Source organism: Escherichia sp. S10b, assembly GCF_028421345.1.
Taxonomy (GTDB): domain Bacteria; phylum Pseudomonadota; class Gammaproteobacteria; order Enterobacterales; family Enterobacteriaceae; genus ECMA0423.
In genome coordinates, this window is the sequence record NZ_JAHZSO010000034.1 from 1 (window position 1) to 25313 (window position 25313).

The 25313-nt window shown below is 50.9% G+C and carries 23 protein-coding genes, 1 tRNA gene, 2 other RNA genes and 1 pseudogene; 16 read left to right on the plus strand and 11 right to left on the minus strand.

What is annotated here, in order from left to right; all coding sequences use genetic code 11:
• Window positions 1-993, plus strand: a pseudogene (locus FTE26_RS02355) (IS3-like element IS150 family transposase); the annotation flags it as partial.
• 101 nt (window positions 994-1094) lie between these two features.
• Window positions 1095-1247 carry a type I toxin-antitoxin system toxin HokA gene (gene hokA, locus FTE26_RS02360; RefSeq protein ID WP_001135738.1) on the plus strand — a complete coding sequence of 51 codons (153 nt, stop codon included), beginning with the start codon at window positions 1095-1097 and terminating at the stop codon, window positions 1245-1247.
• Here the strand turns inward: hokA and FTE26_RS02365 are convergent.
• The 3 genes from FTE26_RS02365 to FTE26_RS02375 form a co-directional block, all read right to left on the minus strand.
• The gene (locus tag FTE26_RS02365; protein WP_212591412.1) at window positions 1236-1295 is read right to left on the minus strand and encodes a hypothetical protein; all 60 of its coding nucleotides are present in this window, start codon (window positions 1293-1295) and stop codon (window positions 1236-1238) included. The two genes, hokA and FTE26_RS02365, sit on opposite strands and share 12 nt — an antisense overlap.
• 139 nt (window positions 1296-1434) lie before the next feature.
• Window positions 1435-1647 (minus strand): transcription antiterminator/RNA stability regulator CspE, encoded by a 213-nt coding sequence (gene cspE, locus FTE26_RS02370; RefSeq protein WP_000014594.1) that lies wholly within the window; start codon window positions 1645-1647, stop codon window positions 1435-1437.
• A gap of 280 nt (window positions 1648-1927) precedes the next feature.
• Entirely contained in the window at window positions 1928-2218 is a 291-nt protein-coding gene (locus FTE26_RS02375; protein WP_000455798.1) for an HTH-type transcriptional regulator, read from the minus strand.
• Window positions 2219-2651: 433 nt separating this feature from the next.
• Between FTE26_RS02375 and FTE26_RS02380 the strand changes: the two genes are divergently transcribed.
• On the plus strand, window positions 2652-3362 hold the full coding sequence (locus tag FTE26_RS02380) for a DUF3053 domain-containing protein (protein ID WP_000190517.1): 711 nt from the start codon (window positions 2652-2654) through the stop codon (window positions 3360-3362).
• Window positions 3363-3411: 49 nt separating this feature from the next.
• Here the strand turns inward: FTE26_RS02380 and ghrB are convergent, their stop codons facing one another.
• Together ghrB and FTE26_RS02390 are read right to left on the minus strand one after the other, a co-directional pair.
• The gene (gene ghrB / locus FTE26_RS02385; protein WP_000805027.1) at window positions 3412-4386 is read right to left on the minus strand and encodes a glyoxylate/hydroxypyruvate reductase GhrB; all 975 of its coding nucleotides are present in this window, start codon (window positions 4384-4386) and stop codon (window positions 3412-3414) included.
• Window positions 4387-4489: 103 nt separating this feature from the next.
• Window positions 4490-5149 carry an OmpA family lipoprotein gene (locus tag FTE26_RS02390; RefSeq protein WP_000747625.1) on the minus strand — a complete coding sequence of 220 codons (660 nt, stop codon included), beginning with the start codon at window positions 5147-5149 and terminating at the stop codon, window positions 4490-4492.
• A 152-nt stretch (window positions 5150-5301) separates the two neighbouring features.
• Here FTE26_RS02390 and bisC point away from each other — a divergent pair, with 152 nt between their 5' ends.
• On the plus strand, window positions 5302-7635 hold the full coding sequence (gene bisC, locus FTE26_RS02395) for a biotin sulfoxide reductase (protein ID WP_000013916.1): 2334 nt from the start codon (window positions 5302-5304) through the stop codon (window positions 7633-7635).
• Here bisC and FTE26_RS02400 read toward each other — a convergent pair.
• Together FTE26_RS02400 and tag are read right to left on the minus strand one after the other, a co-directional pair.
• Window positions 7604-8044, minus strand: coding sequence for an N-acetyltransferase (locus FTE26_RS02400; RefSeq protein ID WP_000617478.1), 441 nt, complete (start codon window positions 8042-8044; stop codon window positions 7604-7606). The genes bisC and FTE26_RS02400 overlap by 32 nt on opposite strands.
• Complete coding sequence (tag, locus tag FTE26_RS02405; RefSeq protein WP_000438953.1) at window positions 8041-8604, minus strand: DNA-3-methyladenine glycosylase I; 564 nt, start codon at window positions 8602-8604, stop codon at window positions 8041-8043. Before tag ends, FTE26_RS02400 begins: the two co-directional genes overlap by 4 nt.
• 157 nt (window positions 8605-8761) lie before the next feature.
• Here tag and FTE26_RS02410 point away from each other — a divergent pair, with 157 nt between their 5' ends.
• The 11 genes from FTE26_RS02410 to dppF all read left to right on the plus strand — a co-directional run bounded on the left by FTE26_RS02410 (window position 8762) and on the right by dppF (window position 19845).
• Complete coding sequence (locus tag FTE26_RS02410) at window positions 8762-9460, plus strand: autotransporter outer membrane beta-barrel domain-containing protein (RefSeq protein WP_001296791.1); 699 nt, start codon at window positions 8762-8764, stop codon at window positions 9458-9460.
• Window positions 9461-9688: 228 nt separating this feature from the next.
• On the plus strand, window positions 9689-10897 hold the full coding sequence (locus tag FTE26_RS02415) for an L-lactate MFS transporter (protein WP_000189037.1): 1209 nt from the start codon (window positions 9689-9691) through the stop codon (window positions 10895-10897).
• Window positions 10898-11220: 323 nt separating this feature from the next.
• Window positions 11221-12912, plus strand: a complete 1692-nt coding sequence (gene eptB / locus FTE26_RS02420; RefSeq protein WP_001269222.1) for a kdo(2)-lipid A phosphoethanolamine 7''-transferase — start codon at window positions 11221-11223, stop codon at window positions 12910-12912.
• Between the two features lie 91 nt (window positions 12913-13003).
• Window positions 13004-13080: transfer RNA gene (locus FTE26_RS02425), tRNA-Pro, on the plus strand.
• A 34-nt stretch (window positions 13081-13114) separates the two neighbouring features.
• Window positions 13115-13248: non-coding RNA, RtT sRNA (locus tag FTE26_RS02430), on the plus strand.
• A gap of 34 nt (window positions 13249-13282) precedes the next feature.
• Window positions 13283-13416: non-coding RNA, RtT sRNA (locus tag FTE26_RS02435), on the plus strand.
• A 744-nt stretch (window positions 13417-14160) separates the two neighbouring features.
• Window positions 14161-15768 (plus strand): dipeptide ABC transporter substrate-binding protein DppA, encoded by a 1608-nt coding sequence (gene dppA, locus FTE26_RS02440; protein WP_001222883.1) that lies wholly within the window; start codon window positions 14161-14163, stop codon window positions 15766-15768.
• 150 nt (window positions 15769-15918) lie between these two features.
• Window positions 15919-16938, plus strand: coding sequence for a dipeptide ABC transporter permease DppB (dppB, locus tag FTE26_RS02445; RefSeq protein ID WP_000938855.1), 1020 nt, complete (start codon window positions 15919-15921; stop codon window positions 16936-16938).
• Between the two features lie 9 nt (window positions 16939-16947).
• On the plus strand, window positions 16948-17850 hold the full coding sequence (gene dppC, locus FTE26_RS02450) for a dipeptide ABC transporter permease DppC (protein ID WP_000084677.1): 903 nt from the start codon (window positions 16948-16950) through the stop codon (window positions 17848-17850).
• A gap of 10 nt (window positions 17851-17860) precedes the next feature.
• Window positions 17861-18844, plus strand: a complete 984-nt coding sequence (gene dppD / locus FTE26_RS02455; protein WP_001196486.1) for a dipeptide ABC transporter ATP-binding protein — start codon at window positions 17861-17863, stop codon at window positions 18842-18844.
• The gene (dppF, locus tag FTE26_RS02460; RefSeq protein WP_000107026.1) at window positions 18841-19845 is read left to right on the plus strand and encodes a dipeptide ABC transporter ATP-binding subunit DppF; all 1005 of its coding nucleotides are present in this window, start codon (window positions 18841-18843) and stop codon (window positions 19843-19845) included. The genes dppD and dppF overlap by 4 nt, the downstream gene beginning before the upstream one ends.
• 29 nt (window positions 19846-19874) lie before the next feature.
• Here dppF and FTE26_RS02465 read toward each other — a convergent pair whose 3' ends face one another.
• Window positions 19875-21146, minus strand: coding sequence for an aromatic amino acid transport family protein (locus tag FTE26_RS02465; RefSeq protein WP_001296805.1), 1272 nt, complete (start codon window positions 21144-21146; stop codon window positions 19875-19877).
• A 475-nt stretch (window positions 21147-21621) separates the two neighbouring features.
• Between FTE26_RS02465 and FTE26_RS02470 the strand changes: the two genes are divergently transcribed.
• Window positions 21622-21729, plus strand: a complete 108-nt coding sequence (locus FTE26_RS02470; RefSeq protein ID WP_001295224.1) for a type I toxin-antitoxin system toxin Ldr family protein — start codon at window positions 21622-21624, stop codon at window positions 21727-21729.
• A gap of 86 nt (window positions 21730-21815) precedes the next feature.
• Here FTE26_RS02470 and bcsG read toward each other — a convergent pair whose 3' ends face one another.
• Genes bcsG through bcsE form a run of 3 tightly spaced genes read right to left on the minus strand, consistent with a single transcriptional unit; the run spans window position 21816 to window position 25251 of the window.
• Window positions 21816-23495 carry a cellulose biosynthesis protein BcsG gene (gene bcsG, locus FTE26_RS02475; protein ID WP_000191596.1) on the minus strand — a complete coding sequence of 560 codons (1680 nt, stop codon included), beginning with the start codon at window positions 23493-23495 and terminating at the stop codon, window positions 21816-21818.
• Window positions 23492-23683: a cellulose biosynthesis protein BcsF gene (bcsF, locus tag FTE26_RS02480; protein WP_000988308.1), complete on the minus strand. Its 192-nt coding sequence runs from the start codon at window positions 23681-23683 to the stop codon at window positions 23492-23494. Before bcsF ends, bcsG begins: the two co-directional genes overlap by 4 nt.
• The gene (bcsE, locus tag FTE26_RS02485; RefSeq protein WP_001204931.1) at window positions 23680-25251 is read right to left on the minus strand and encodes a cellulose biosynthesis c-di-GMP-binding protein BcsE; all 1572 of its coding nucleotides are present in this window, start codon (window positions 25249-25251) and stop codon (window positions 23680-23682) included. Before bcsE ends, bcsF begins: the two co-directional genes overlap by 4 nt.
• Window positions 25252-25313 lie beyond the last annotated feature (62 nt).

Here is a 25313-nt window from a genome sequence, read left to right on the forward strand (position 1 = left end):
AGTTGATCCAGAAAAAGCGGCATCAGCATTGGAGCTGTCAAAAGACCGACGCATTGAGGATCTTGAAAGGCAAGTTCGATTTCTTGAAACGCGGCTTATGTATCTAAAAAAGCTGAAAGCCTTAGCTCATCCCACGAAAAAGTGAAAGTACTCAACGAGCTAAGGCAGTTTTATCCTCTTGATGAGCTTCTCAGGGCTGCGGAGATACCGCGCAGTACGTTTTATTATCATCTAAAGGCTCTCAGCAAGCCTGACAAGTATGCGGACGTTAAAAAGCGTATTAGTGAGATTTATCACGAGAATAGAGGCCGATACGGATACCGTAGGGTAACGCTGTCTCTTCATCGAGAAGGGAAACAGATTAACCATAAAGCTGTTCAGCGCCTGATGGGAACCCTCTCACTTAAAGCAGCGATTAAGGTCAAGCGATACCGCTCTTACAGAGGAGAGGTAGGGCAAACCGCCCCTAATGTTCTCCAAAGAGATTTCAAGGCTACGCGGCCAAACGAGAAGTGGGTTACCGATGTTACTGAATTTGCAGTCAATGGGCGCAAGCTGTATTTGTCTCCAGTAATAGATCTCTTCAACAACGAAGTTATTTCTTACAGCCTTTCGGAAAGACCAGTGATGAACATGGTTGAGAATATGCTCGATCAGGCATTCAAAAAGCTTAATCCTCACGAGCATCCTGTTCTGCACTCTGACCAGGGATGGCAGTATCGTATGAGAAGATATCAAAATATCCTTAAAGAACATGGTATTAAACAAAGCATGTCCAGAAAAGGCAATTGTCTGGATAATGCTGTGGTGGAGTGTTTCTTTGGAACCTTAAAGTCGGAGTGTTTTTATCTTGATGAGTTCAGTAATATAAGCGAACTGAAGGATGCTGTTACGGAATATATTGAATACTACAACAGCAGAAGAATTAGCCTGAAATTAAAAGGTCTGACTCCAATTGAATATCGGAATCAGACCTATATGCCTCGTGTTTAACTGTCCAACTTTTTGGGGTCAGTACAAAGTGAGGCTACCCTATGCCTGAACACCATAAGGTTAGCCTCTTACTCGTTGGAAATCAACACAGGGGGCTGGGAATGCCGCAGAAATATAGATTACTTTCTTTAATAGTGATTTGTTTCACGCTTTTATTTTTCACCTGGATGATAAGAGATTCACTGTGTGAATTGCATATTAAACAGGGGAGTTATGAGCTGGCGGCATTTTTAGCCTGCAATTTAAAAGAGTAAGAGTCTTCGGCGGGAAGTTATTCCCGCCTTTCTTACGGCGTTGCGCATTCTCATTGCACCCAAATTTATTTTTCACAAAAATAATACTAGATTTTATTACGCGATCGATTATTTATTTCCTGAAAAACAAATAAAAAAATCCCCGCCAAATGGCAGGGATCTTAGATTCTGTGCTTTTAAGCAGAGATTACAGGCTGGTTACGTTACCAGCTGCCGGGCCTTTAGCGCCGCTTTCGATGGTGAAGGACACTTTCTGACCTTCGTCCAGAGATTTGTAACCATCGTTCTGGATAGCAGAGAAGTGTACGAACACGTCTTTAGAGCCATCGTCAGGAGTGATGAAGCCGAAGCCTTTGTCAGCGTTGAACCATTTTACGATACCAGTCATTTTACCGGACATAGTGTATTACCTTTAATAATTAAGTGTGCCTTTCGGCGATATGGCGTGCTTTACAGATTTTGAAGCGTTAAAGGAATGTGCACTACGAGGGGTATCAACGATAACTCTTGAAGGGACTTGCCTTACTACACTGCTTTAATGGTCTGTACGTCAAACCGTTGATGTGCATTAAGCCACGCATTGGCGGGTGATGCAACAATTATTTTTCATATTTATGATTAATCGGTTGGAAAACGGTCCTGTCATCAGGACCGTAAACAGCAATAAAGTGGATAAAAGTCTATTCCATCAACTGCTTACTTAATGCCGGGTTGGCTTGAATCAAACGCATCAATTTTAGTTCGGCACTTGAAGGCTTCACGCGTCTGGATTCCCATTCCTTTACCATGGCGACTGATACGCCCAAAACCCGGGCGAAATCATCGATTTTTAACCCTGTCCCTTTTCGTAACTGCTCAATTTCGGTACAGGACGTTGTTCTGTGCGTCAGGGTAATTTTCTGCGTTTCATCTTTAAAAACAATCTGTTCCAGGCTGCTCAACAGCTCATGCATTGGATCTTTATATTCCATTGAAAACTCCTCAAATCACACTGCGGGATCGTGAATTGCATCGAAGCTCATTAAGAATAGTCGGGAAAAGCAGACACAGCGGGGTGAAGTCAGGGCATGCTCTGGCTATGATTCGATTCAGCCTGTCATTTAGCGTGACTTATAGCCACCTAACGATCTGATAAATGCCGATATATCTCTTACCACTCCTGTTTTGTAAAGATTTCGAAAATCTAACCTTCTGCGAAGGCGTAAATCTCTGGCTACAAAAAAGGCAACGGCACTATCATTTTTTAACAATGAAACAACAAATTAACCTTGTTTCATTTTCTCCATGATTTTACCAGGAAGATTACGTAGAAAGGGTATCCTGCAAGCCTGTCCTGGACTATCCTTGTCACGTCAGACACGCGTGTGTCGTTGTGCGCTTTTTTTGGGTGAAAGGAGTAAGAAAATGGCGACAGGAAAGTCCTGCTCTCGCTGGTTTGCGCCTCTTGCGGCGTTATTAATGGTAGTTAGCCTGAGTGGGTGTTTTGATAAAGAAGGCGATCAGCGTAAAGCGTTTATCGACTTCCTGCAGAATACAGTGATGCGTAGCGGTGAACGTCTACCAACCCTGACTGCCGATCAGAAAAAACAGTTTGGTCCTTTTGTCTCTGATTACGCGATTCTGTATGGTTATTCTCAGCAGGTGAATCAGGCGATGGATTCCGGTCTGCGCCCGGTCGTAGACAGCGTTAACGCAATTCGCGTACCGCAGGATTACGTTACGCAAAGCGGTCCGCTGCGTGAAATGAACGGTTCGCTGGGTGTGCTGGCGCAACAACTGCAAAATGCGAAGTTGCAGGCCGATGCTGCGCACTCTGCGCTAAAACAGACCGATGATTTGAAACCGGTCTTTGATCAGGCATTCACCAAAGTGGTAACGACGCCAGCTGATGCATTGCAACCGTTGATTCCGGCTGCACAAACTTTCACGCAACAACTGGTGATGGTTGGAGACTACATTGCTCAGCAAGGTACTCAGGTGAGCTTTGTCGCAAATGGCATCCAGTTCCCGACTTCACAGCAGGCAAGTGAATATAACAAACTGATTGCGCCATTACCGGCACAACATCAGGCGTTTAATCAGGCCTGGACTACAGCAGTTACTGCAACCCAATAAAGAGTAAAAGCCCGAGCGATTATCGGGCTTTACTTCACGCAGTCGCGGCTTAGTCCGCGACGTGCGGATTCACACAGTTCTTCTCAACCTTTCCTTGTAACGCATCAATCAAATTATCCACGGCACAGGCGGCCATGCCATAACGCGTCTCATGGGTGGCAGATCCAATATGCGGTACTGCGACGACGTTGGCCATTGAGAGCAACGGCGAATCTACGGACAGTGGCTCTTGTTCGAAGACATCCAGCCCGGCGGCGTGAATTTCGCCTTTCTGCAATGCAGCAATCAGTGCATTTTCATCAACCACCGGGCCACGTCCGGCATTAATGAAAATGGCGGAGGATTTCATTTTGGCGAATTGTTCTGCGCCAAACAGATGATGCGTCTCATCAGTTAACGGCAGGATCAGGCAAACGAAATCTGACTCTTGTAACAGAGTATCCAAATCGCAGTAGCGGGCGTTGAAGCGTTCTTCTGCTTCTTTATGGTGGCGGCGCGCGTTATAGAGGATGGGCATGTTGAAGCCAAAGTGCGCACGTTGTGCCAGCGCCATACCGATCCGTCCCATCCCGACAATGCCCAGTGTTTTATGGTGAACGTCAGTGCCGTACCAGTCCGGGCCTATGCTCGCGGTCCATTCGCCTGCTTTTACCCGTTCTGCTACCTCCACAACCCGACGAGCGGTAGACAACACCAGCGCCATCAGCGTATCGGCGACGGTTTCTGTTAATACGGTTGGCGTGTGCATCAGCAGAATTTTTCGGGCGGTAAGCGCATCGACATCAAAATTGTCATAGCCGACGGAGATCGTTGATGTGGCACGCAGTTTCGGCATTTTTTCCAGCAATGCGGCATCAACATTCTCGTTTGAACCCAGTAAACCTTCAGCTTCGGCAAAAATTGCTGCATTTTGTTCGACGGTTTGTGGGCTGAGGTTTGCCACCTGGTGAACGGTGAAATGCTCTTGCAGGCGTTGCAGTAAATCATCAGGTAAGGCTTTGTAGAGGATAACGGACGGCTTCATGCTTCTCTCCATTCACTGATAAGGCGATCACCTTAGCCTGAAATATGATGAAGGAAAACTGAAGAATGCCAGGTGATTTCTGCATCACCTGGCATGAAAGGGATTACAGCGGGCTTAAGGTAATTTCTACACGGCGGTTTTGCGCCTTACCTTCTGCGGTGCTGTTGCTGGCGATTGGGTTAGCCGGGCCAAGGCCCTGAGTACGGATGCGGCTGGCGTCCACGCCCTGGGTGATCAACGCGCTGGCAACGGAATCCGCACGTTGCTGGGAGAGACGCATGTTCAGGTCGTGACCACCCGTGCTGTCGGTATAACCAATCACGTTAACCGCCGTTTTCGGATACTCTTTCAGCACCATTGCCACGCCGGTCAGGGTGTTAGCGCCCGCAGGTTTCAGGGTCGCGCTGCTGCTGTCGAAGGTCACATTGTTCGGCATATTGAGGATAATGTTATCCCCGCTGCGGGTTACGCTAACACCAGTGCCGCGCATTTTGTCACGCAGCTTCGCTTCCTGCACATCCATGTAATAACCCACGCCGCCGCCCAGAGCTGCGCCTGCTGCTGCGCCAATCAGCGCGCCTTTACCGCGATCTTTCTTCGAAGAAGAGAGCGCACCAATACCCGCGCCCACGAGAGAGCCCAGACCTGCGCCGATAGCAGATTTACCTGCTTCGCGTTCGCCGGTGTAAGGGTTAGTTGTGCAGCCAGATACCGCCAGAGCGCCACTCACTACGGCGGCAATAAGATAAACACGTTTCTTCATTGTTAATCCTTAATAACCTTTTTATTCTTTGCCACGGGTTCCGTGGCGGGAGATTATGCCGCGTGAACATGAAGATTATTCCTGGGAATACTCGGAAATTTGTAAGTAATATTTAACTGCTCAATACATCTAACCTTTCAGGAGTTTTCGGTTTGGCCAACTCATCCTCACGATATTCCGTTCTGACTGCCGCCCATTGGGGGCCCATGCTGGTTGAAACCGACGGCGAAACCGTGTTTAGCTCGCATGGCGCGTTAGCCACAGGAATGGAAAACTCCTTGCAGAGCGCGGTTCGCGACCAGGTTCACAGCAATACACGGGTACGATTTCCAATGGTGCGCAAAGGCTTTCTTGCGTCACCGGAAAATCCGCAAGGCATTCGTGGGCAGGATGAATTTGTTCGCGTGAGTTGGGATGAGGCGCTGGATCTTATTCACCAACAACATAAACGCATTCGTGAGGCTTATGGTCCGGCATCGATTTTTGCTGGTTCCTACGGCTGGCGTTCAAACGGCGTGCTGCATAAGGCCTCGACATTATTACAACGCTATATGGCGCTGGCAGGCGGTTATACCGGGCATCTGGGGGATTATTCGACCGGCGCGGCACAGGCGATCATGCCGTATGTCGTGGGTGGTAGCGAAGTTTATCAACAGCAAACCAGTTGGCCGCTGGTGCTGGAACATAGCGATGTCGTGGTGTTGTGGAGTGCTAACCCACTCAATACGCTGAAAATTGCGTGGAATGCATCTGATGAGCAGGGGCTTTCTTACTTTTCCGCACTGCGTGACAGCGGGAAAAAGCTGATCTGTATTGATCCAATGCGATCGGAAACCGTCGATTTCTTTGGCGATAAAATGGAGTGGGTGGCACCGCACATGGGCACCGATGTTGCGCTGATGCTGGGGATCGCCCATACGCTGGTGGAAAATGGTTGGCACGACGAAGCGTTTCTGACGCGTTGCACCACAGGTTATGCCGTCTTCGCCTCTTATTTGCTGGGCGAGAGTGACGGAATAGCGAAAAACGCCGAATGGGCGGCAGAGATTTGTGGGGTTAACGCAGCGAAAATCCGCGAGCTGGCGGCTCTTTTCCACCAAAACACGACCATGCTGATGGCTGGCTGGGGAATGCAGCGCCAACAGTTTGGTGAGCAAAAACACTGGATGATCGTCACGCTGGCGGCAATGTTGGGGCAAATCGGCACACCCGGCGGCGGTTTTGGTCTTTCTTATCATTTTGCCAATGGTGGTAACCCCACGCGGCGTTCTGCGGTGCTCTCTTCCATGCAGGGCAGCTTGCCGGGTGGCTGCGATGCGGTGGATAAAATCCCTGTTGCCCGCATTGTTGAAGCACTGGAAAACCCTGGTGGCGCATATCAACACAACGGTATGAACCGACATTTCCCGGATATTCGTTTTATCTGGTGGGCGGGCGGTGCCAACTTTACTCATCATCAGGATACCAATCGTCTGATCCGTGCCTGGCAAAAACCGGAGCTGGTGGTGATCTCTGAATGCTTCTGGACGGCGGCGGCGAAACACGCGGATATCGTTCTGCCTGCGACTACCTCTTTTGAGCGTAATGATCTCACCATGACCGGTGATTACAGTAATCAGCATCTGGTGCCGATGAAGCAAGTGGTGCCGCCACGCTATGAAGCGCGTAATGATTTTGATGTTTTTGCCGAGTTGAGTGAACGTTGGGAGAAGGGCGGCTATGCGCGGTTTACGGAAGGAAAAAGTCAGCTGCAATGGCTGGAAACGTTTTATAACGTTGCCCGGCAGCGCGGGGCAAGCCAGCAGGTTGAATTGCCGCCATTTGCTGAGTTCTGGCAAGCCAACCAGTTAATTGAGATGCCGGAAAACCCGGACAGCGAGCGGTTTATTCGCTTCGCTGATTTTTGCCGCGATCCGCTGGCGCATCCGTTAAAAACCGCCAGCGGCAAGATTGAAATCTTCTCACAGCGTATTGCCGATTACGGTTACCCGGATTGCCCTGGGCATCCAATGTGGCTGGAGCCGGACGAATGGCAGGGCAATGCCGAACCAGAACAGTTGCAGGTACTTTCTGCCCATCCGGCGCACCGCCTGCACAGCCAGCTGAATTACAGTTCTCTGCGCGAATTGTACGCGGTAGCAAACCGTGAGCCTGTCACCATTCATCCTGACGATGCTCAGGCGCGCGGCATAACCGAAGGGGATATGGTGCGGGTGTGGAACTCCCGTGGGCAGATCCTTGCCGGAGCGGTCATTAGCGAGGGAATTAAACCTGGCGTGATTTGCATTCACGAAGGGGCATGGCCGGATCTGGATTTAACCGCTGACGGTATTTGTAAAAACGGCGCAGTGAACGTGCTGACCAAAGATCTCCCCAGCTCGCGGCTGGGGAATGGCTGTGCGGGTAATACGGCGCTGGCATGGCTGGAAAAATACAACGGTCCGGAACTGACACTTACAGCGTTTGAACCACCGGCCAGCTCATAATCCAGGTGGGTAGTTGGGTTTCATCCTGCCATGCGCAATCGACAATGTGAAAACCCTGCGCACGGTAAAAATCTATCGCCGGTTGATTTTTTTGATAAACCTCCAGCATCAGATGGGGATAGCGCTGCTGCACATACTGCATCAGCGCCTTACCAATACCGCGTCTGACGGCCTTCGGTGCGACAAACATTGCTGCCAGAAATCGGCCTTCCATAATGCTGACAAAACCGAGAAGCTTACCGTCCTCTTCCCAGACCCAGTTTTGCGCGTTGGCAAGATAGGCATCCCGCACCAGCGGAATGCAGTCACGCCAGTAATTCGCTTTTATAAAGGGATGCCCCCAGGTTGTACTTTCCAGCCACAGTTCGAGGATCGCGGGGAGTTCTGAACGTTGCGCTTCCCGAATCATGGTTTATTTCCCGGATAGCAACAGCAGCCAACCACATGATCATTCACCAGCCCACATGCCTGCATAAAGGAGTAACAGATTGTGGTGCCGACAAACTTAAAACCACGTTTTTTCAGTGCCTTAGATAGGGCGTCGGAGGCGGATGTAGATGTGGGAATTTCGCTCAACGTTGTGGCTTGTGTCACCTGTGGCTGATGATTTACAAACGACCAGACAAAGTCGGCAAACGGTTCGCCGTTCTGTTCCATTTGCAGGTACGCCCGCGCATTACCAATAATTGCCTGAATTTTCCCTCGATGGCGGATAATCCCGGCGTCCTGTACCAGTCTTTCGACATCCTCTTCCTGCATTGCTGCGACCTTCACCGGATCGAACTGATGAAAGCAGGCGCGATAGTTTTCGCGTTTTTTGAGGACGGTGATCCACGATAACCCAGCCTGCTGCCCTTCAAGGCAGATCATTTCGAACAGTTTTTTACTGTCAGTTTCAGGCACGCCCCATTCATTATCATGGTAGGCAATATAAAGCGGGTCCTGACTCACCCAGCCGCAACGTTCCATACTTTCCCTCGCTATGTACCCGATCGTAAAAATTTCAGCCGCTTTTCTTGACGCATCGGTGAAAAAGTCAATATTTAATACAGGGCTACTATGCCCGATATCCTTCATACAATGACAATAATATTGCCGAATTCGGCTCTTCCCTGGAGTCGTGTTAATGATCATAAAAAAAAGCGGTGGTCGCTGGCAGCTAAGCCTGCTGGCGAGCGTGGTAATCAGTGCCTTTTTTCTCAACACAGCTTACGCCTGGCAACAAGAATATATCGTTGATACGCAACCCGGACATTCCACAGAGCGTTACACCTGGGATAGTGATCATCAACCTGATTACAACGATATTTTGTCGCAACGTATTCAAAGTAGCCAAAGGGCGCTGGGACTGGAAGTCAATCTGGCGGAAGAAACTCCTGTGGATGTGACCAGCAGTATGAGTATGGGCTGGAATTTTCCTTTATATGAACAGGTTACAACCGGCCCGGTCGCGGCATTACATTACGATGGCACAACCACCTCGATGTATAACGAGTTTGGCGACAGTACTACCACGCTGACCGATCCGTTATGGCATGCCAGCGTGAGTAGCTTAGGCTGGCGTGTTGACTCCCGGCTTGGCGATCTCCGACCCTGGGCGCAAATCAGCTATAACCAGCAATTTGGCGAGAATATCTGGAAGGCGCAATCAGGCCTGAGCCGGATGACGGCGACAAACCAGAACGGCAACTGGCTGGATGTCACCGTAGGCGCTGATATGTTGCTCAATCAAAATATTGCCGCCTATGCCGCGCTAACTCAGGCAGAAAATACCACTAATAATAGCGACTATCTGTATACGATGGGGGTTAGTGCCAGATTTTAACGTAACAGTCACAATTGAAACCATTGAATAACAACAGTTGTGGCGATAGTGGGTGCTAACTTACCAAATAATAAATTTGGTGAATAATTGTCGCGTCATTCATTCCTGAACTAAGGCATTTCATTCCGTTCTGATGGCATTTCATGCCGTTTTTCCCCAGGCATAAAATGCACTTCGTTATGGTTGTCGGCAGAGATTTTTCCTTTTTATTACTGCAGGAATACTGCCATGACACCTTCAAATTATCAGCGTACCCGCTGGCTGACACTCATCGGTACTATCATTACCCAGTTTGCACTGGGGTCGGTTTATACCTGGAGCCTGTTTAATGGCGCGCTTTCTGCCAAGCTGGATGCGCCGGTAAGCCAGGTCGCTTTCTCTTTCGGCTTGTTAAGTCTGGGGCTGGCAATTTCGTCTTCTGTTGCGGGCAAATTGCAGGAACGTTTTGGCGTTAAACGCGTCACCATGGCTTCCGGCATTTTGCTGGGATTAGGCTTCTTCCTGACCGCGCATTCCAACAACCTGATGATGCTGTGGTTAAGCGCCGGTGTGCTGGTCGGTCTGGCGGATGGCGCGGGTTACCTGCTGACGCTCTCTAACTGCGTGAAGTGGTTCCCGGAGCGTAAAGGTCTGATATCCGCGTTCGCTATCGGTTCTTATGGTCTGGGTAGCCTGGGTTTCAAATTTATCGACACGCAGCTGCTGGAAACGGTGGGTCTGGAAAAAACCTTTGTGATTTGGGGAGCGATTGCGCTGGTGATGATTGTTTTCGGCGCAACGTTAATGAAAGACGCACCAAAACAGGAAGTGAAAACCAGCAATGGTGTGGTGGAGAAAGATTACACGCTGGCAGAGTCGATGCGTAAACCGCAGTACTGGATGTTAGCGGTAATGTTCCTGACTGCCTGCATGAGCGGCCTGTACGTGATTGGGGTAGCGAAAGATATCGCCCAAAGTCTGGCACACCTTGATGTGGTTTCCGCAGCTAATGCAGTCACTGTTATTTCCATCGCCAACCTTTCAGGTCGTCTGGTTCTGGGGATACTGTCTGACAAAATCGCCCGTATCCGTGTTATCACCATTGGTCAGGTGATTTCGCTAGTGGGTATGGCGGCCCTGCTGTTTGCACCACTGAATGCAGTGACGTTCTTTGCAGCGATTGCCTGCGTGGCATTTAACTTTGGCGGCACTATTACCGTCTTTCCGTCACTGGTCAGTGAGTTCTTCGGCCTCAATAACCTGGCGAAAAACTACGGTGTGATTTACCTCGGTTTCGGTATCGGTAGCATTTTTGGTTCGATTATCGCCTCACTGTTTGGCGGTTTCTATGTGACCTTCTACGTGATTTTCGCCCTGCTGATTCTGTCATTGGCGCTTTCTACGACGATTCGTCAGCCAGAGCAGAAAATGTTGCGTGAGGCGCATGGCTCCCTTTAATGCTCAGCCGCGAGCTACTGGGCTTCAGCTTCCGTGTGCATCAAACGCATCAACGAAATGTATAAACAATGACTCGTAAAATTTGGGCCAGTTAACTGGCCCTTTTTACTGCTTTTTGTAACGCTAAAGTCTCTTTTCAAACTTGCATTTTTGTAAATTTGTGCTTCATGCACACTCTTTCCCCACACTTTTTCGCTTTGCTGTGGTCTACTTATTCGCGCGTGTAGATTTTACTTATCTGACTACCTCCGCACTTTTCCCCTGCCGGGCCTGAAAAGCCGCTAAGCAGGGTGTTATCACCTGTTTGTCCAGGGTTTGTTTGCATGAGATACATCAAATCGATTACACAGCAGAAGCTGAGCTTTTTGCTTGCAATCTATATTGGCCTTTTTATGAATGGCGCGGTTTTTTATCGCCGCTTCGGCAGCTATGCGCACGATTTTACCGTCTGGAAAGGCGTTTCTGCTGTTGTTGAACTGGCCGCCACCGTACTGGTGACCTTCTTTTTACTACGTCTTCTATCGCTGTTTGGCCGCCGCAGCTGGCGTATTCTGGCGTCGCTGGTGGTGCTCTTTTCCGCAGGTGCCAGCTATTACATGACCTTCCTTAATGTGGTCATTGGTTATGGCATCATCGCTTCCGTCATGACCACCGATATCGACCTGTCAAAAGAAGTTGTTGGTCTGAACTTTATTCTCTGGTTAATCGCCGTTAGTGCATTGCCTCTTATCCTTATCTGGAATAACCGCTGTCGCTACACCTTGCTCCGACAACTGCGAACCCCAGGGCAGCGTATTCGCAGCCTGGCGGTCGTCGTACTGGCGGGTATTATGGTTTGGGCACCGATTCGTTTGCTGGATATCCAGCAGAAGAAAGTGGAGAGGGCGACCGGCGTTGATTTGCCGAGTTATGGCGGTGTCGTAGCGAACTCTTATCTGCCATCAAACTGGCTTTCTGCGTTGGGGCTGTATGCCTGGGCGCGGGTCGATGAATCTTCCGATAATAATTCATTGCTTAATCCGGCGAAGAAATTCACTTATCAGGCACCGCAAAACGTTGATGACACTTATGTCGTGTTTATCATCGGTGAAACCACGCGTTGGGACCATATGGGTATTTTCGGCTATGAGCGTAATACCACGCCGAAACTGGCCCAGGAGAAAAATCTGGCGGCGTTCCGTGGTTACTCCTGTGATACCGCAACCAAACTCTCACTGCGTTGCATGTTTGTACGTCAGGGGGGCGCGGAAGATAATCCGCAGCGCACATTAAAAGAACAGAACATTTTCGCGGTTCTGAAGCAGTTAGGATTCAGTTCTGACCTCTACGCTATGCAGAGCGAAATGTGGTTCTACAGCAACACGATGGCGGACAACATTGCTTATCGTGAGCAGATTGGTGCGGAGCCACGTAATCGTGGCAAGCCGGTAGATGATATGTTGCTGGTAGACGAAATGCAGCAATCGCTAGGGCGCAACCCGGATGGTAAGCATCTGATCATTCTGCATACCAAAGGTTCGCATTTTAACTACACCCAGCGTTATCCGCGTAGCTTCGCGCAGTGGAAGCCGGAATGTATTGGTGTTGATAGCGGCTGTACCAAAGCGCAGATGATCAACTCCTATGACAACTCGGTGACCTATGTGGATCACTTTATCTCCAGCGTGATTGATCAGGTTCGCGATAAGAAAGCGATTGTGTTCTACGCAGCTGACCACGGTGAGTCAATTAATGAACGCGAGCACCTGCACGGCACGCCGCGTGAACTGGCACCGCCGGAGCAGTTCCGCGTACCGATGATGGTCTGGATGTCAGATAAATATCTGGAAAATCCGGCCAATGCGCAGGCGTTTGCGCAGCTGAAAAAAGAAGCCGACATGAAAGTGCCACGCCGTCACGTAGAGCTGTACGACACCATCATGGGTTGTCTTGGCTATACTTCACCGGATGGTGGAATTAACGAAAACAACAACTGGTGTCACATCCCGCAGGCAAAAGAGGCAGCGGCTAACTAAGCGGCCTGCTGACTTTCTCGCCGATCAAAAGGCATTTTGCTATTAAGGGATTGACGAGGGCGTATCTGCGCAGTAAGATGCGCCCCGCATTCGGTGATTGGCGCAGCCTGGTAGCGCACTTCGTTCGGGACGAAGGGGTCGGAGGTTCGAATCCTCTATCACCGACCAAATTCGAAAAGCCTGCTCAACGAGCAGGCTTTTTTGCATCTGCAGCTCATGAGGATGAGAACCTCCGGGGGCAGGGAGGTTCGACTCGAGCGAAGCGAGAGAACGTTGCGCCAGCAACGGCCCGCAGGGCGAGCCACGAAGTGGCGAGTAATCCTCTATCACCGACCAAATTCGAAAAGCCTGCTCAGCGAGCAGGCTTTTTTGCATTTGAAGCCCATGAGGATGAGAACCTCCGGGGGCTGGGAGGTTCGACTCGAGCGAAGCGAGAGAACGTTGCGCCAGCAACGGCCCGCAGGGCGAGCCACGAAGTGGCGAGTAATCCTCTATCACCGACCAAATTCGAAAAGCCTGCTCAACGAGCAGGCTTTTTTGCATCTGCAGCTCATGAGGATGAGAACCTCCGGGGGCAGGGAGGTTCGACTCGACGTAGGCCTGATAAGACGCGTCAGCGTCGCATCAGGCAATGGCACCGCACTTATTGTCGGATGCGGCGTGAACGCCTTATTCGACCTACACGCCACACATTTCCCTGCCAAATTTGCGCCCCATATCTCACTATCCATTAACGGATTTGTGACAGAAACCATTGTCTTTTTTTATATTTGCTTAAATCTTTTTTTGCGTTACTTATGGCTGGCGCTGGCATTTTCCGCTGTGCGTTTTAGCGTTCATGGTATTAATCGCTCAGATATCCACCTTTTCCTCAGATTTTTTTCACTAAATGCATAAAACTTAATCACCAAATGTTGCTAAATATTAAGCTGATTGTTCTGGTCATGTTGGAGTAGCACAAATTTCTCTGCTGCAAATAGCTGTTTGAAGTTTTTTTAATCTTTGTTTGTGGATTCTCACCGTTGGTGTAAATCCCGGTTGGCTGTATTGACGTTTTCACATTCTGTTGACAGATTGTAGGTCACGAGGGGCATTTTATGGAGGATCCGCACTGTTACACTGATGTTAATTAGTACGGCATCCCCACCTCATAACGTTGACCCGACCGGGCAAAAAACAAAAAAGGTCAGGCAGCGACAACCCACTGCAAAGGGTTAAAACAACAAACATCACAATTGGAGCAGAATAATGCGTATTTCCTTGAAAAAGTCAGGGATGCTGAAGCTTGGTCTCAGCCTGGTGGCTATGACCGTCGCAGCAAGTGTTCAGGCTAAAACTCTGGTTTATTGCTCAGAAGGATCTCCGGAAGGGTTTAACCCGCAGCTGTTTACCTCCGGCACCACCTATGACGCCTCTTCCGTACCGCTTTATAACCGCCTGGTTGAATTTAAAATCGGCACCACTGAAGTGATCCCGGGCCTCGCTGAAAAGTGGGAAGTCAGCGAAGACGGTAAAACCTATACCTTCCATCTGCGTAAAGGTGTGAAGTGGCACGACAATAAAGAATTCAAACCGACGCGCGAACTGAACGCCGATGATGTGGTGTTCTCGTTTGATCGTCAGAAAAACGCGCAAAACCCGTACCATAAAGTTTCTGGCGGCAGCTACGAATACTTCGAAGGCATGGGCTTGCCGGAGCTGATCAGCGAAGTGAAAAAGGTGGACGACAACACCGTTCAGTTTGTGCTGACTCGCCCGGAAGCGCCGTTCCTCGCTGACCTGGCAATGGACTTCGCCTCTATTCTGTCAAAAGAATATGCTGACGCGATGATGAAAGCCGGTACACCGGAAAAACTGGACCTCAACCCAATCGGCACCGGTCCGTTCCAGTTACAGCAGTACCAAAAAGACTCCCGTATCCGCTACAAAGCGTTTGATGGCTACTGGGGCACCAAACCGCAGATCGATACGCTGGTCTTCTCTATTACTCCTGACGCTTCCGTGCGTTATGCGAAATTGCAGAAGAATGAATGCCAGGTGATGCCGTACCCGAACCCGGCAGACATCGCTCGCATGAAGCAGGATAAATCCATCAACCTGATGGAAATGCCGGGGCTGAACGTCGGCTACCTCTCCTATAACGTGCAGAAAAAACCGCTGGATGACGTGAAAGTTCGCCAGGCACTGACCTACGCGGTGAACAAAGACGCGATCATCAAAGCGGTTTATCAGGGCGCGGGTGTATCAGCGAAAAACCTGATCCCGCCAACCATGTGGGGCTATAACGACGACGTTCAGGATTACACCTACGATCCTGAAAAAGCGAAAGCCTTGCTGAAAGAAGCGGGTCTGGAAAAAGGTTTCTCCATCGACCTGTGGGCGATGCCGGTACAGCGCCCATATAACCCGAACGCTCGCCGCATGGCGGAGATGATTCAGGCTGACTGGGCGAAAGTCGGCGTGCAGGCCAAAATTGTCACCTACGAATGGGGTGAGTACCTCAAGCGTGCGAAAGATGGCGAGCACCAGACGGTAATGATGGGCTGGACTGGCGATAACGGGGATCCGGATAACTTCTTCGCCACCCTGTTCAGCTGCGCCGCCTCTGAACAAGGCTCCAACTACTCAAAATGGTGCTACAAACCGTTTGAAGATCTGATTCAACCGGCGCGTGCTACCGACGACCATAACAAACGCGTTGAACTGTACAAGCAAGCGCAGGTGGTGATGCACGATCAGGCTCCGGCACTGATCATCGCTCACTCCACCGTGTTTGAACCGGTACGCAAAGAAGTTAAAGGCTATGTGGTTGATCCATTAGGCAAACATCACTTCGAAAACGTCTCTATCGAATAATTAAAAGCCATACCCGGTGGCGCTGTGCCTCTGCGTGCAGCGCCATCCGGCAGCAATACTTCATTCTCTGTCCGACAAGGGCGGGAATTGATTTGTGAGCAATACAGACACGCAGTTCCAGGCTGCGGGTCACTATAGAGAATCCGGGTTATGTTGCAGTTTATTCTCCGACGTTTGGGACTCGTCATCCCCACGTTTATCGGTATTACCCTTCTCACATTTGCCTTTGTCCACATGATCCCGGGCGATCCGGTGATGATCATGGCAGGCGAACGTGGGATCTCCCCTGAGCGTCACGCGCAGCTGCTGGCTGAACTCGGCTTAGATAAACCGATGTGGCAGCAGTATCTCCATTACATTTGGGGCGTAATGCACGGCGATCTAGGCATTTCAATGAAAAGCCGAATTCCAGTATGGGAAGAGTTCGTGCCGCGCTTTCAGGCCACGCTGGAACTTGGCGTCTGCGCGATGATTTTTGCTACGGCAGTCGGTATTCCGGTTGGTGTGCTGGCTGCGGTTAAACGCGGTTCCATTTTCGATCACACAGCGGTTGGCCTGGCGCTGACCGGCTACTCGATGCCGATCTTCTGGTGGGGCATGATGCTGATCATGCTGGTTTCGGTGCACTGGAACCTGACGCCCGTCTCCGGTCGCGTGAGTGATATGGTGTTCCTCGATGACTCCAATCCGTTAACCGGTTTTATGCTAATCGACACCGCCATCTGGGGTGAAGACGGCAACTTTATCGATGCCGTCGCCCATATGATCTTGCCTGCCATTGTGCTGGGTACTATTCCGCTGGCGGTCATTGTGCGTATGACACGCTCCTCGATGCTGGAAGTGCTGGGCGAGGATTACATCCGCACCGCGCGCGCCAAAGGGCTAACCCGCATGCGGGTGATTATCGTCCATGCGCTGCGTAACGCGATGCTGCCGGTGGTGACCGTTATCGGCCTGCAGGTGGGAACATTGCTGGCGGGGGCGATTCTGACCGAAACCATCTTCTCGTGGCCCGGTCTGGGACGCTGGTTGATTGACGCACTGCAACGCCGCGACTATCCGGTAGTGCAGGGCGGCGTATTGCTGGTGGCGACGATGATTATCCTCGTCAACTTGCTGGTCGATCTGCTGTACGGCGTGGTGAACCCGCGTATTCGTCATAAGAAGTAAGGGGACATCATGTCACAGGTTACTGAAAATAAAGTGATTAGCGCACCGGTGCCGATGACCCCGTTACAGGAGTTCTGGCACTATTTTAAACGCAACAAAGGCGCGGTCGTCGGGCTGGTTTACGTCGTCATCGTGCTGTTCATCGCGATCTTTGCCAACTGGATTGCACCCTATAACCCGGCGGAACAGTTCCGCGATGCACTGCTCGCCCCGCCAGCCTGGCAGGAAGGCGGCAGCATGGCGCACTTGCTGGGCACCGATGACGTAGGCCGTGATGTGCTGTCGCGCCTGATGTACGGTGCGCGCCTGTCGCTGCTGGTTGGCTGTCTGGTAGTTGTGTTATCGCTGATTATGGGCGTTATTCTCGGCCTGATCGCCGGTTACTTTGGCGGCCTGGTCGATAACATCATTATGCGCGTGGTCGATATCATGCTGGCGCTGCCAAGTCTGCTGCTGGCGCTGGTGCTGGTGGCAATTTTCGGCCCGTCGATTGGTAACGCCGCGCTGGCACTGACCTTCGTTGCCTTGCCGCACTATGTGCGCTTAACCCGCGCCGCCGTGCTGGTGGAAGTTAACCGCGATTACGTCACCGCGTCTCGCGTGGCGGGTGCCGGGGCGATGCGTCAGATGTTTATTAACATCTTCCCGAACTGCCTTGCGCCGCTGATTGTTCAGGCGTCGCTCGGTTTCTCTAACGCCATTCTCGATATGGCTGCTCTTGGTTTCCTCGGCATGGGGGCACAGCCGCCAACGCCTGAGTGGGGCACCATGCTCTCCGACGTGTTGCAGTTCGCGCAAAGCGCCTGGTGGGTCGTGACCTTCCCGGGTCTGGCGATCCTGCTGACGGTGCTGGCATTTAACCTGATGGGTGACGGTCTGCGTGACGCGCTCGATCCCAAACTGAAGCAGTAAGAGGTTCGAGATGGCGTTATTAAATGTAGATAAATTATCGGTGCATTTCGGCGACGAAAGCGCGCCGTTCCGCGCCGTAGACCGCATCAGCTACAGCGTAAAACAGGGTGAAGTGGTCGGGATTGTGGGTGAGTCCGGCTCCGGTAAGTCGGTCAGTTCACTGGCGATTATGGGGCTGATTGATTATCCGGGCCGCGTAATGGCAGAAAAACTGGAGTTTAACGGCCAGGATTTGCAGCGTATCTCAGAAAAAGAGCGCCGCAACCTGGTGGGTGCCGAAGTGGCGATGATCTTCCAGGACCCGATGACCAGCCTTAACCCGTGCTACACCGTGGGTTTCCAGATTATGGAAGCGATTAAGGTGCATCAGGGCGGCAACAAAAGTACCCGCCGTCAGCGAGCGATTGACCTGCTGAATCAGGTCGGTATTCCCGATCCGGCATCGCGTCTGGATGTTTACCCGCATCAGCTTTCCGGCGGCATGAGCCAGCGCGTGATGATCGCCATGGCGATTGCCTGTCGGCCAAAACTGCTGATTGCCGATGAACCGACCACCGCGCTGGACGTGACCATTCAGGCGCAAATCATCGAACTACTGCTGGAGCTACAGCAGAAAGAGAACATGGCGCTGGTGTTAATTACCCATGACCTGGCGCTGGTGGCGGAAGCGGCACATAAAATCATCGTGATGTATGCAGGCCAGGTGGTGGAAACCGGTGATGCGCACGCCATCTTCCATGCGCCGCGTCACCCGTATACTCAGGCATTGCTGCGTGCGCTGCCAGAATTTGCTCAGGACAAAGAACGTCTGGCGTCGTTGCCAGGTGTCGTTCCCGGTAAGTACGACCGCCCGAACGGCTGCCTGCTTAACCCGCGCTGCCCCTATGCCACTGACAGATGTCGCGCTGAAGAACCGGCGCTGAATATGCTCGCTGATGGGCGTCAGTCCAAATGCCATTACCCACTTGATGATGCCGGGAGGCCGACACTATGAGTACGCAAGAGGCCACCTCGCAACAACCGCTGTTGCAGGCTATCGACCTGAAAAAACATTATCCGGTGAAGAAAGGCATGTTCGCGCCGGAACGTCTGGTTAAAGCGCTGGATGGCGTTTCGTTTAACCTTGAACGTGGCAAAACGCTGGCAGTAGTGGGCGAATCTGGCTGCGGTAAATCGACCCTCGGTCGGTTGCTGACGATGATTGAAATGCCCACCGGTGGCGAGCTGTATTACCAGGGGCAGGATCTGCTTAAGCACGATCCGCAGGCGCAGAAGCTGCGTCGGCAGAAAATCCAGATCGTCTTCCAGAACCCTTACGGTTCGCTGAATCCGCGTAAAAAAGTTGGGCAAATTCTCGAAGAGCCGCTGCTTATTAACACCAGCTTAAGCAAAGAACAGCGTCGGGAAAAAGCCCTGTCGATGATGGCGAAAGTCGGCCTGAAAACCGAGCACTATGACCGCTATCCGCATATGTTCTCCGGCGGACAACGTCAGCGTATCGCTATTGCCCGTGGTCTGATGCTCGACCCGGATGTGGTGATTGCCGATGAGCCGGTTTCTGCGCTGGACGTCTCAGTGCGTGCGCAAGTGCTGAATCTGATGATGGATTTACAGCAGGAACTGGGGCTTTCTTATGTCTTTATCTCCCACGACCTGTCGGTGGTGGAGCACATTGCCGATGAAGTGATGGTGATGTACCTGGGCCGCTGCGTGGAGAAGGGAACGAAAGACCAAATCTTCAATAACCCGCGCCATCCGTACACTCAGGCGCTACTCTCCGCGACGCCGCGCCTGAACCCGGACGATCGCCGCGAACGCATCAAACTCACCGGTGAACTGCCAAGCCCGCTGAATCCACCGCCGGGTTGCGCCTTCAACGCCCGCTGTCGTCGGCGCTTCGGCCCCTGCACCCAGTTGCAGCCGCAGCTAAAAGACTACGGCGGTCAACTGGTAGCTTGTTTTGCTGTTGATCAGGATGAAAATCCGCAGCGTTAACTCACAAAACCGGGGCCATGCGCTCCGGTTTACTCAATCAGCTTCAACAGTGGCGACAAGCATAGCAAAATGCCGTAAAGCAGAATTAGCCAGGCTTTAAATCCGCGAAGTTTTTCCAGTTGTGCGACTTTATAGATCAGGAAAAACGGAATGAGGCACGACACAATGCCATATAACGGGCTTCCCAACTGAAAGAACACCAGCACCGATACACGAAACGAAACCCAAATCGTCAATGTAATGACGATAAAAGCGCAGATCGCCAGAGTCAGCATGCGTGAGTTAATTTTCTTGGTATCAATAATTCGGCTTAACAGATTGAGAATAATGCCTTTAATAGCCTCGTGGAAACCGAGATAAATGCCAAAGAATGCGGTCAGTACGGCAAAGATATTCAGCACCGTAGAGGTGATATGAATGATATGTCCAGGGATCACCTGCGCGGCCAGCGCCAGTGCCGAGATATTTTGTTCAAAGGCAGAAACGGCTTCTTCGTGGCTAATTGAGAAGGTAAACGAAAAGGCAAAAAACAGGATCACCGCGATGAGCGTGATATAACTAATTCGGTGGGTACGCAGCGCGAGCCGGGTTGCCAGTACTTTATCCGCTTCCCGTTTACGATAGGCAATATTCATTGGGTTAAGTACCTGAATAAATACTGCAGAAAAGAAGCAAAATGGAATGGTAAGCAAGACATCGCGGAAAAAGACGGAGGCTTGCGGGAAGGCGGTTATATTGGCGAAATTCCAGTGCGGGATCATCGCAAAACCGAACACGACAATAATCCCTACTTTGACCACCACCATTGGCCCGGAAATCTTAAACAGTAATCGTTCACCACCAGACGCAATCGCCACCAGTACGGCGAAAATAGCGACTTTATAAAGTAGAGATTGTGAAAGATCGGCATCGGTTAAACCGAAGGTTTTCAGGTACGAGGCGCTGTCGAAAACCACGGAGAGAGAGTAGATAAAAATCCCGTGGATAATCATCAAAAAGTAGATAACCCCGAGGAAAATTCCCCAGTTCTTCCCCAGGTAATGACTGATAATATCGGTGTAGTCATTACAGGAATCGCTTTCAGAAAGGGTTTTTAAATAAATGTCCTGCACTACCCAGGTGGCAGGATAAGCAATGATCGCTGCGGTAATAAATACCCAAATTCCCTTCAAGCCAATTTGTACTGGCATCAGCACGGTTCCGGCACCAATCGCCATGCCTATGCATAATAAAACCCAGCCGAAGTCGTAGCGTGTAAACGGCAATTTCTGATTGTGTTTCGATAGTGTGTTGTGCTGCATAAAGTCCTGTCCAGAAAGAAGTCGGCCTCGCAAAAATGAATAAACCCAGTTTCTCTTGCGCAACAGGTGGAGAAGTCGAATACGCAGTATGTAAAAAATGAGGCAACAGATTCACTGGGGAGGTCGCGAGGAGGCGCAATTCTACAAAATTGCGCATTTCACTACCAGTCTGGAGTCAGCCCGGATATGAACTGCAACTATTGCAAATAAAGAAATTAAGCTGGAAGGCATCGCGCAATGAGGAAGATTGCCGGGTGCTGACAGTAAAAAGCAATCGTAAAATCAGCGGCAAGCCGAAAGGGTTCCGGTGAGGCGCAATGTTGCGGGGGCTTTATCCCTGGTGGCATTGGTTGCTGGAGAGAGAAAACCCCCGCACGTTGCAGGTATGCACCTGACAACATCACGGGGGCCATTCTTGAACCTGAACAACTCAAGAATAGCCGCGAAACGTTGTCATTACAACACAGGCGGCTATATGACGCTCGCAGAACTGGGCATGGCCTTCTGGCATGATTTAGCGGCTCCGGTCATTGCTGGCATTCTTGCCAGTATGATCGTGAACTGGCTGAACAAGCGGAAGTAACGTGTCATGCGGGCGTCAGGCTGCCGTAATGGCAATTTGCGCCCGGACCAGGCCGCAGGGGTGAAACTCTGCGGCCTTTTTCGTGCTTACTGCGGGTAAGGCACCCAGTCGCCGCCGTTCAGGCGAACGTACGGTTTATCCTGGTATTGAATAACTACTGCATTTGAGTTCTCGGAGACCGGTGCTGTTTGTGGCAACCCACTGGTGAGTTTTTTCCAGTCAACATTGTCTTCGGTGAAAATCTTGCCATCAAGAACGCGAACCACCAGATCGGAGATAGCCAGGAAGCTGCTCGGTTGGTCAATGACAATCGGTGCCCCCTGATGTGGTGCCTTCATGCCGAAGAATTTCACCCCAACGGGGACGTCTGTGATAGACGGGCTAGGGATATCACGTAGGCCAGATACCTGCATTCTGTCGCCCTTCAGCGCGCCGCCGTGTTCCGGCACCACGACCACCATCACTTTACGACCCGATTTCTCCAGTTCAGTAAAGAAGGCGTCCAGTTCATCAAAGAATTTCTGCGCCCGCGCTTTGTAATCCGCTGTTTTGCTGACCCCCGGATAATGGTTGCCGTCATGCAGTGGAAGCGTGTTGTAGAACGTGGCACTACGGCTATTTTTATCTTTTTCGGTAACGTCCAGCCAGCGGTTAAGCACGGCGGTATCGTCATAAACCGGCGAACCATCAAAGCCCAGCAAAATAACCGGCAGATTTGTTTGATCCATCAATTCAGTCTGCATGCCGCCATTTTCGCGAACTTCTTTCAAAAAACCGCCGAACTGGCCGTTATGCCCCATCATCAGGTGCTGGGTAAAGCCCAGTTTCGAAAGGTTATCAAACAGATAGCAGTCGTTATTTGCCGGTTGATACAGATTAGTGTGCGAAGTCTGCCCGCAGCTGGCGCGCAGTAAACGGATCGCCGCCGGGCCACTGTAGGAGGTGGCGGAGTTAAAGTTCTTGAACTCAATATCGAAATGCGACCACAGTGGATGCGACATCAACCCGGCGGCTTCTATATCTGACCAGGAAAGCGAACAGATGTTAATCACCAGTAGTTCAAATGGCTGAGCATCAGCGGGCAGCGAAGACGGGAAGGTCGATTTACGTTTCGCCTCCGCGTTATAGAAATTATTCAGCCAGGCGTTAAGGTTCGCCGTTGTTGGCGGTGCAGTTTGTGCGGGCATATCACCCACTACCGGTGCGCCACCCGTCGCCGCAACGGTTGCCGCTGCGTTACCACCCGTCGTTGTTACAGTGGTCGTCGGTTGTCCGGCTGGCCACAAGGAGAAACTTGGTCCCGCCAGGGTAAGTACGTTCAGCCATAGCAGTATGGCAACCACAAAAACGGTAATGCGAATCCATTGTGACAGGAATAACCAGGCCACTAATAAAACAAAAATGGCCCCAATCATCTGCCAGTTAATAAAGCGTGTGACAAGGTCGATTAAATAATCGGTACTGAACCCCGCCACCTGCGAACCCTGGCTCATTATGCTTTCCGGGCCAGGCAACCAGGTGTCATGCCAGAACAAAGCAAAGCCGATCGGCAGGGCAATCCAGTGGCGCAAGCGATGCAGGCTGTAGCGCGGAATGGGCATCAGCAGAAACGCGGCAAACACCAAATTGAGGAGCGGATGGAAGTTAAGATATCCCGCCCACAACAGGCCGAACTTAACCAGAAAATAGAAGTTCCAGCCGGAAAGGCCGCGCCAGTATTGCCAGAGGGAAGAAGGCATGGCGGTATTTTGCGTAAATTGAGTCATTTTTTGGTTGCCCTGGCTTTTTCCGTGCGGCGTAACGTCCCGGCCGGTTTAACATAACGAGGTTTAGCAAAGAACAAACGTAAGGTGTCGCGAATGCGTCGCAAAGAGTGCCGCGCCAGATAGCCCAGCGGGAAAAATATCAGTGCGCAAACGACAATAATTTCAATGATATCGCTGATGGTCATCATGATGAGCGCTCCACAGCATCATCTAACAGTCGCATGGGTTCTGGTATTCGTCGCCAGTGGCGACCATCGTGCTCGGCATTGATGACCGGTTTAGAACTTTGCGTTAAAGGCAGCGGCATGCCCCATTGTTCTGGGGCAAGCAAGCGCATCTGCACCAGCTCGGCACTGATTTGATCATCTTCAAACCAGACCATACGGTTTGAGAAAATGTCGCCAGTAGGCAATGGGAAAATATGATTCAACGCGGTATCCAGATCGTTAATCCGACAGAATGAGAGAAACAGCACCAGCCGATTACCGCCAATGGTCATGATATCGCCGGTACGGTTAGGGCGACACAGCGTCAGGGCTTGTTCAACGCGGATACCCGGTACCGGACGTAGGGCAACCAGAACGCCTTTACCGTGGGCAGGTAATAGAGGGTTATTCATCATGTTGTTGACGGCATTACAGAACACATCCCACTTCTGGAAACCACGCAGTTTGAGCGGCTGGGTCATTGACAGCAAGGTAGTGATATCTTCCGGCACATAGCGACTAAACTTCTGCCCTTGCACGCTTTCGATCATCGTCAGACAACGGGAGAGTGGCGCATTCCACGGAATAACCATATTTGCACCGCAGGCCAATAACAAACGTTCATCGGTGGCGCGCAGGCTAGCGGTATTTTCCCGCACGAGGATTTTCATCGCACTACCGCGCTGGCGACGCAGGGTATGAATGCTGCGGGCCAGTGGCTCGATTTGCGCATTTTGCTGTAAAGAAAAGACCACCGTCGCCGCCTGAGCGGTACGGGCTTCATTGAACAGGACTTCGTTATTGTTGAACAGTTGCCAGTGTTCCGATAGCGGCGGCGCACCTTCCAGTACAGCAACATTACTCAGAATGCGTTTTTCGTCGCTGCGTGGTTGGATCTCCGCCTCTTCGCTTTGAACTAATGTCCAGATACCATTTTGTTGCTGAACGCTAAGCTGCTGACGGGCGCTGACCCCTTTTTCGTTGCACCAGAAGGCAATATCCAGCAAATGTTGGTCACCCTGAAAACGCAAACTGGCAAGACCAAAAAGTGAACGGTATTCCTCAAGCAACAATGAAAATTGTTTATCGTTATTATTTCCGGGATTAATTACCAAAAGCGAACAATGGTTTAACCTGCTCCATTTATTCATTTTATCCAACCATGAGCGAAGCCGCTCGGCAGGAATGTTTTGCCATGCGTTATTTGCGCAAACAAGAATAAAAAGGTAATTATGGGGATCAATAGAACACTGCAAATCACGGGTCAAATAGTATAGACCTTTTTCATGATTTAGCATTGAAAATAATTTTATTTTTTCCGGCCCTTGAGAATCATCTAATTGAAAGATTTTCGCCGGATCGCTGTCCATGCTAATGACCGCGACGTGTGCGGTTTCAGCCTGGGATGCAATTGTTTGATTCGCCAGACTGATAGCATCTTCATGGCGATCGACGTTAAACCACCAGACGCCGCCTGCTGGCATATGTCGCAGCTCATCCCATAATGATGAGATACCGATAGAGAATACAGGGTCCACAATGTCCCTCATGTCACCATTTTGTCTGATTATCAGTTTACTAGCGAAAGCTAAGAAATAAACCTACCATTGAA

What these genes read in the sequence shown, in the direction of transcription:
- FTE26_RS02380 (WP_000190517.1), top strand. Translation starts at nt 2,652, where the DNA reads ATGGCGACAGGAAAGTCCTGCTCTCGCTGGTTTGCGCCTCTTGCGGCG.
- cspE (WP_000014594.1), bottom strand. Translation starts at nt 1,647, where the DNA reads ATGTCCGGTAAAATGACTGGTATCGTAAAATGGTTCAACGCTGACAAA.
- FTE26_RS02415 (WP_000189037.1), top strand. Translation starts at nt 9,689, where the DNA reads ATGACACCTTCAAATTATCAGCGTACCCGCTGGCTGACACTCATCGGT.
- bcsG (WP_000191596.1), bottom strand. Translation starts at nt 23,495, where the DNA reads ATGACTCAATTTACGCAAAATACCGCCATGCCTTCTTCCCTCTGGCAA.
- FTE26_RS02470 (WP_001295224.1), top strand. Translation starts at nt 21,622, where the DNA reads ATGACGCTCGCAGAACTGGGCATGGCCTTCTGGCATGATTTAGCGGCT.
- hokA (WP_001135738.1), top strand. Translation starts at nt 1,095, where the DNA reads ATGCCGCAGAAATATAGATTACTTTCTTTAATAGTGATTTGTTTCACG.
- dppC (WP_000084677.1), top strand. Translation starts at nt 16,948, where the DNA reads ATGTCACAGGTTACTGAAAATAAAGTGATTAGCGCACCGGTGCCGATG.
- FTE26_RS02410 (WP_001296791.1), top strand. Translation starts at nt 8,762, where the DNA reads ATGATCATAAAAAAAAGCGGTGGTCGCTGGCAGCTAAGCCTGCTGGCG.
- bcsE (WP_001204931.1), bottom strand. Translation starts at nt 25,251, where the DNA reads ATGAGGGACATTGTGGACCCTGTATTCTCTATCGGTATCTCATCATTA.
- FTE26_RS02465 (WP_001296805.1), bottom strand. Translation starts at nt 21,146, where the DNA reads ATGCAGCACAACACACTATCGAAACACAATCAGAAATTGCCGTTTACA.
- dppD (WP_001196486.1), top strand. Translation starts at nt 17,861, where the DNA reads ATGGCGTTATTAAATGTAGATAAATTATCGGTGCATTTCGGCGACGAA.
- dppB (WP_000938855.1), top strand. Translation starts at nt 15,919, where the DNA reads ATGTTGCAGTTTATTCTCCGACGTTTGGGACTCGTCATCCCCACGTTT.
- ghrB (WP_000805027.1), bottom strand. Translation starts at nt 4,386, where the DNA reads ATGAAGCCGTCCGTTATCCTCTACAAAGCCTTACCTGATGATTTACTG.
- dppF (WP_000107026.1), top strand. Translation starts at nt 18,841, where the DNA reads ATGAGTACGCAAGAGGCCACCTCGCAACAACCGCTGTTGCAGGCTATC.
- bcsF (WP_000988308.1), bottom strand. Translation starts at nt 23,683, where the DNA reads ATGATGACCATCAGCGATATCATTGAAATTATTGTCGTTTGCGCACTG.
- FTE26_RS02375 (WP_000455798.1), bottom strand. Translation starts at nt 2,218, where the DNA reads ATGGAATATAAAGATCCAATGCATGAGCTGTTGAGCAGCCTGGAACAG.
- tag (WP_000438953.1), bottom strand. Translation starts at nt 8,604, where the DNA reads ATGGAACGTTGCGGCTGGGTGAGTCAGGACCCGCTTTATATTGCCTAC.
- eptB (WP_001269222.1), top strand. Translation starts at nt 11,221, where the DNA reads ATGAGATACATCAAATCGATTACACAGCAGAAGCTGAGCTTTTTGCTT.
- dppA (WP_001222883.1), top strand. Translation starts at nt 14,161, where the DNA reads ATGCGTATTTCCTTGAAAAAGTCAGGGATGCTGAAGCTTGGTCTCAGC.
- FTE26_RS02400 (WP_000617478.1), bottom strand. Translation starts at nt 8,044, where the DNA reads ATGATTCGGGAAGCGCAACGTTCAGAACTCCCCGCGATCCTCGAACTG.
- FTE26_RS02390 (WP_000747625.1), bottom strand. Translation starts at nt 5,149, where the DNA reads ATGAAGAAACGTGTTTATCTTATTGCCGCCGTAGTGAGTGGCGCTCTG.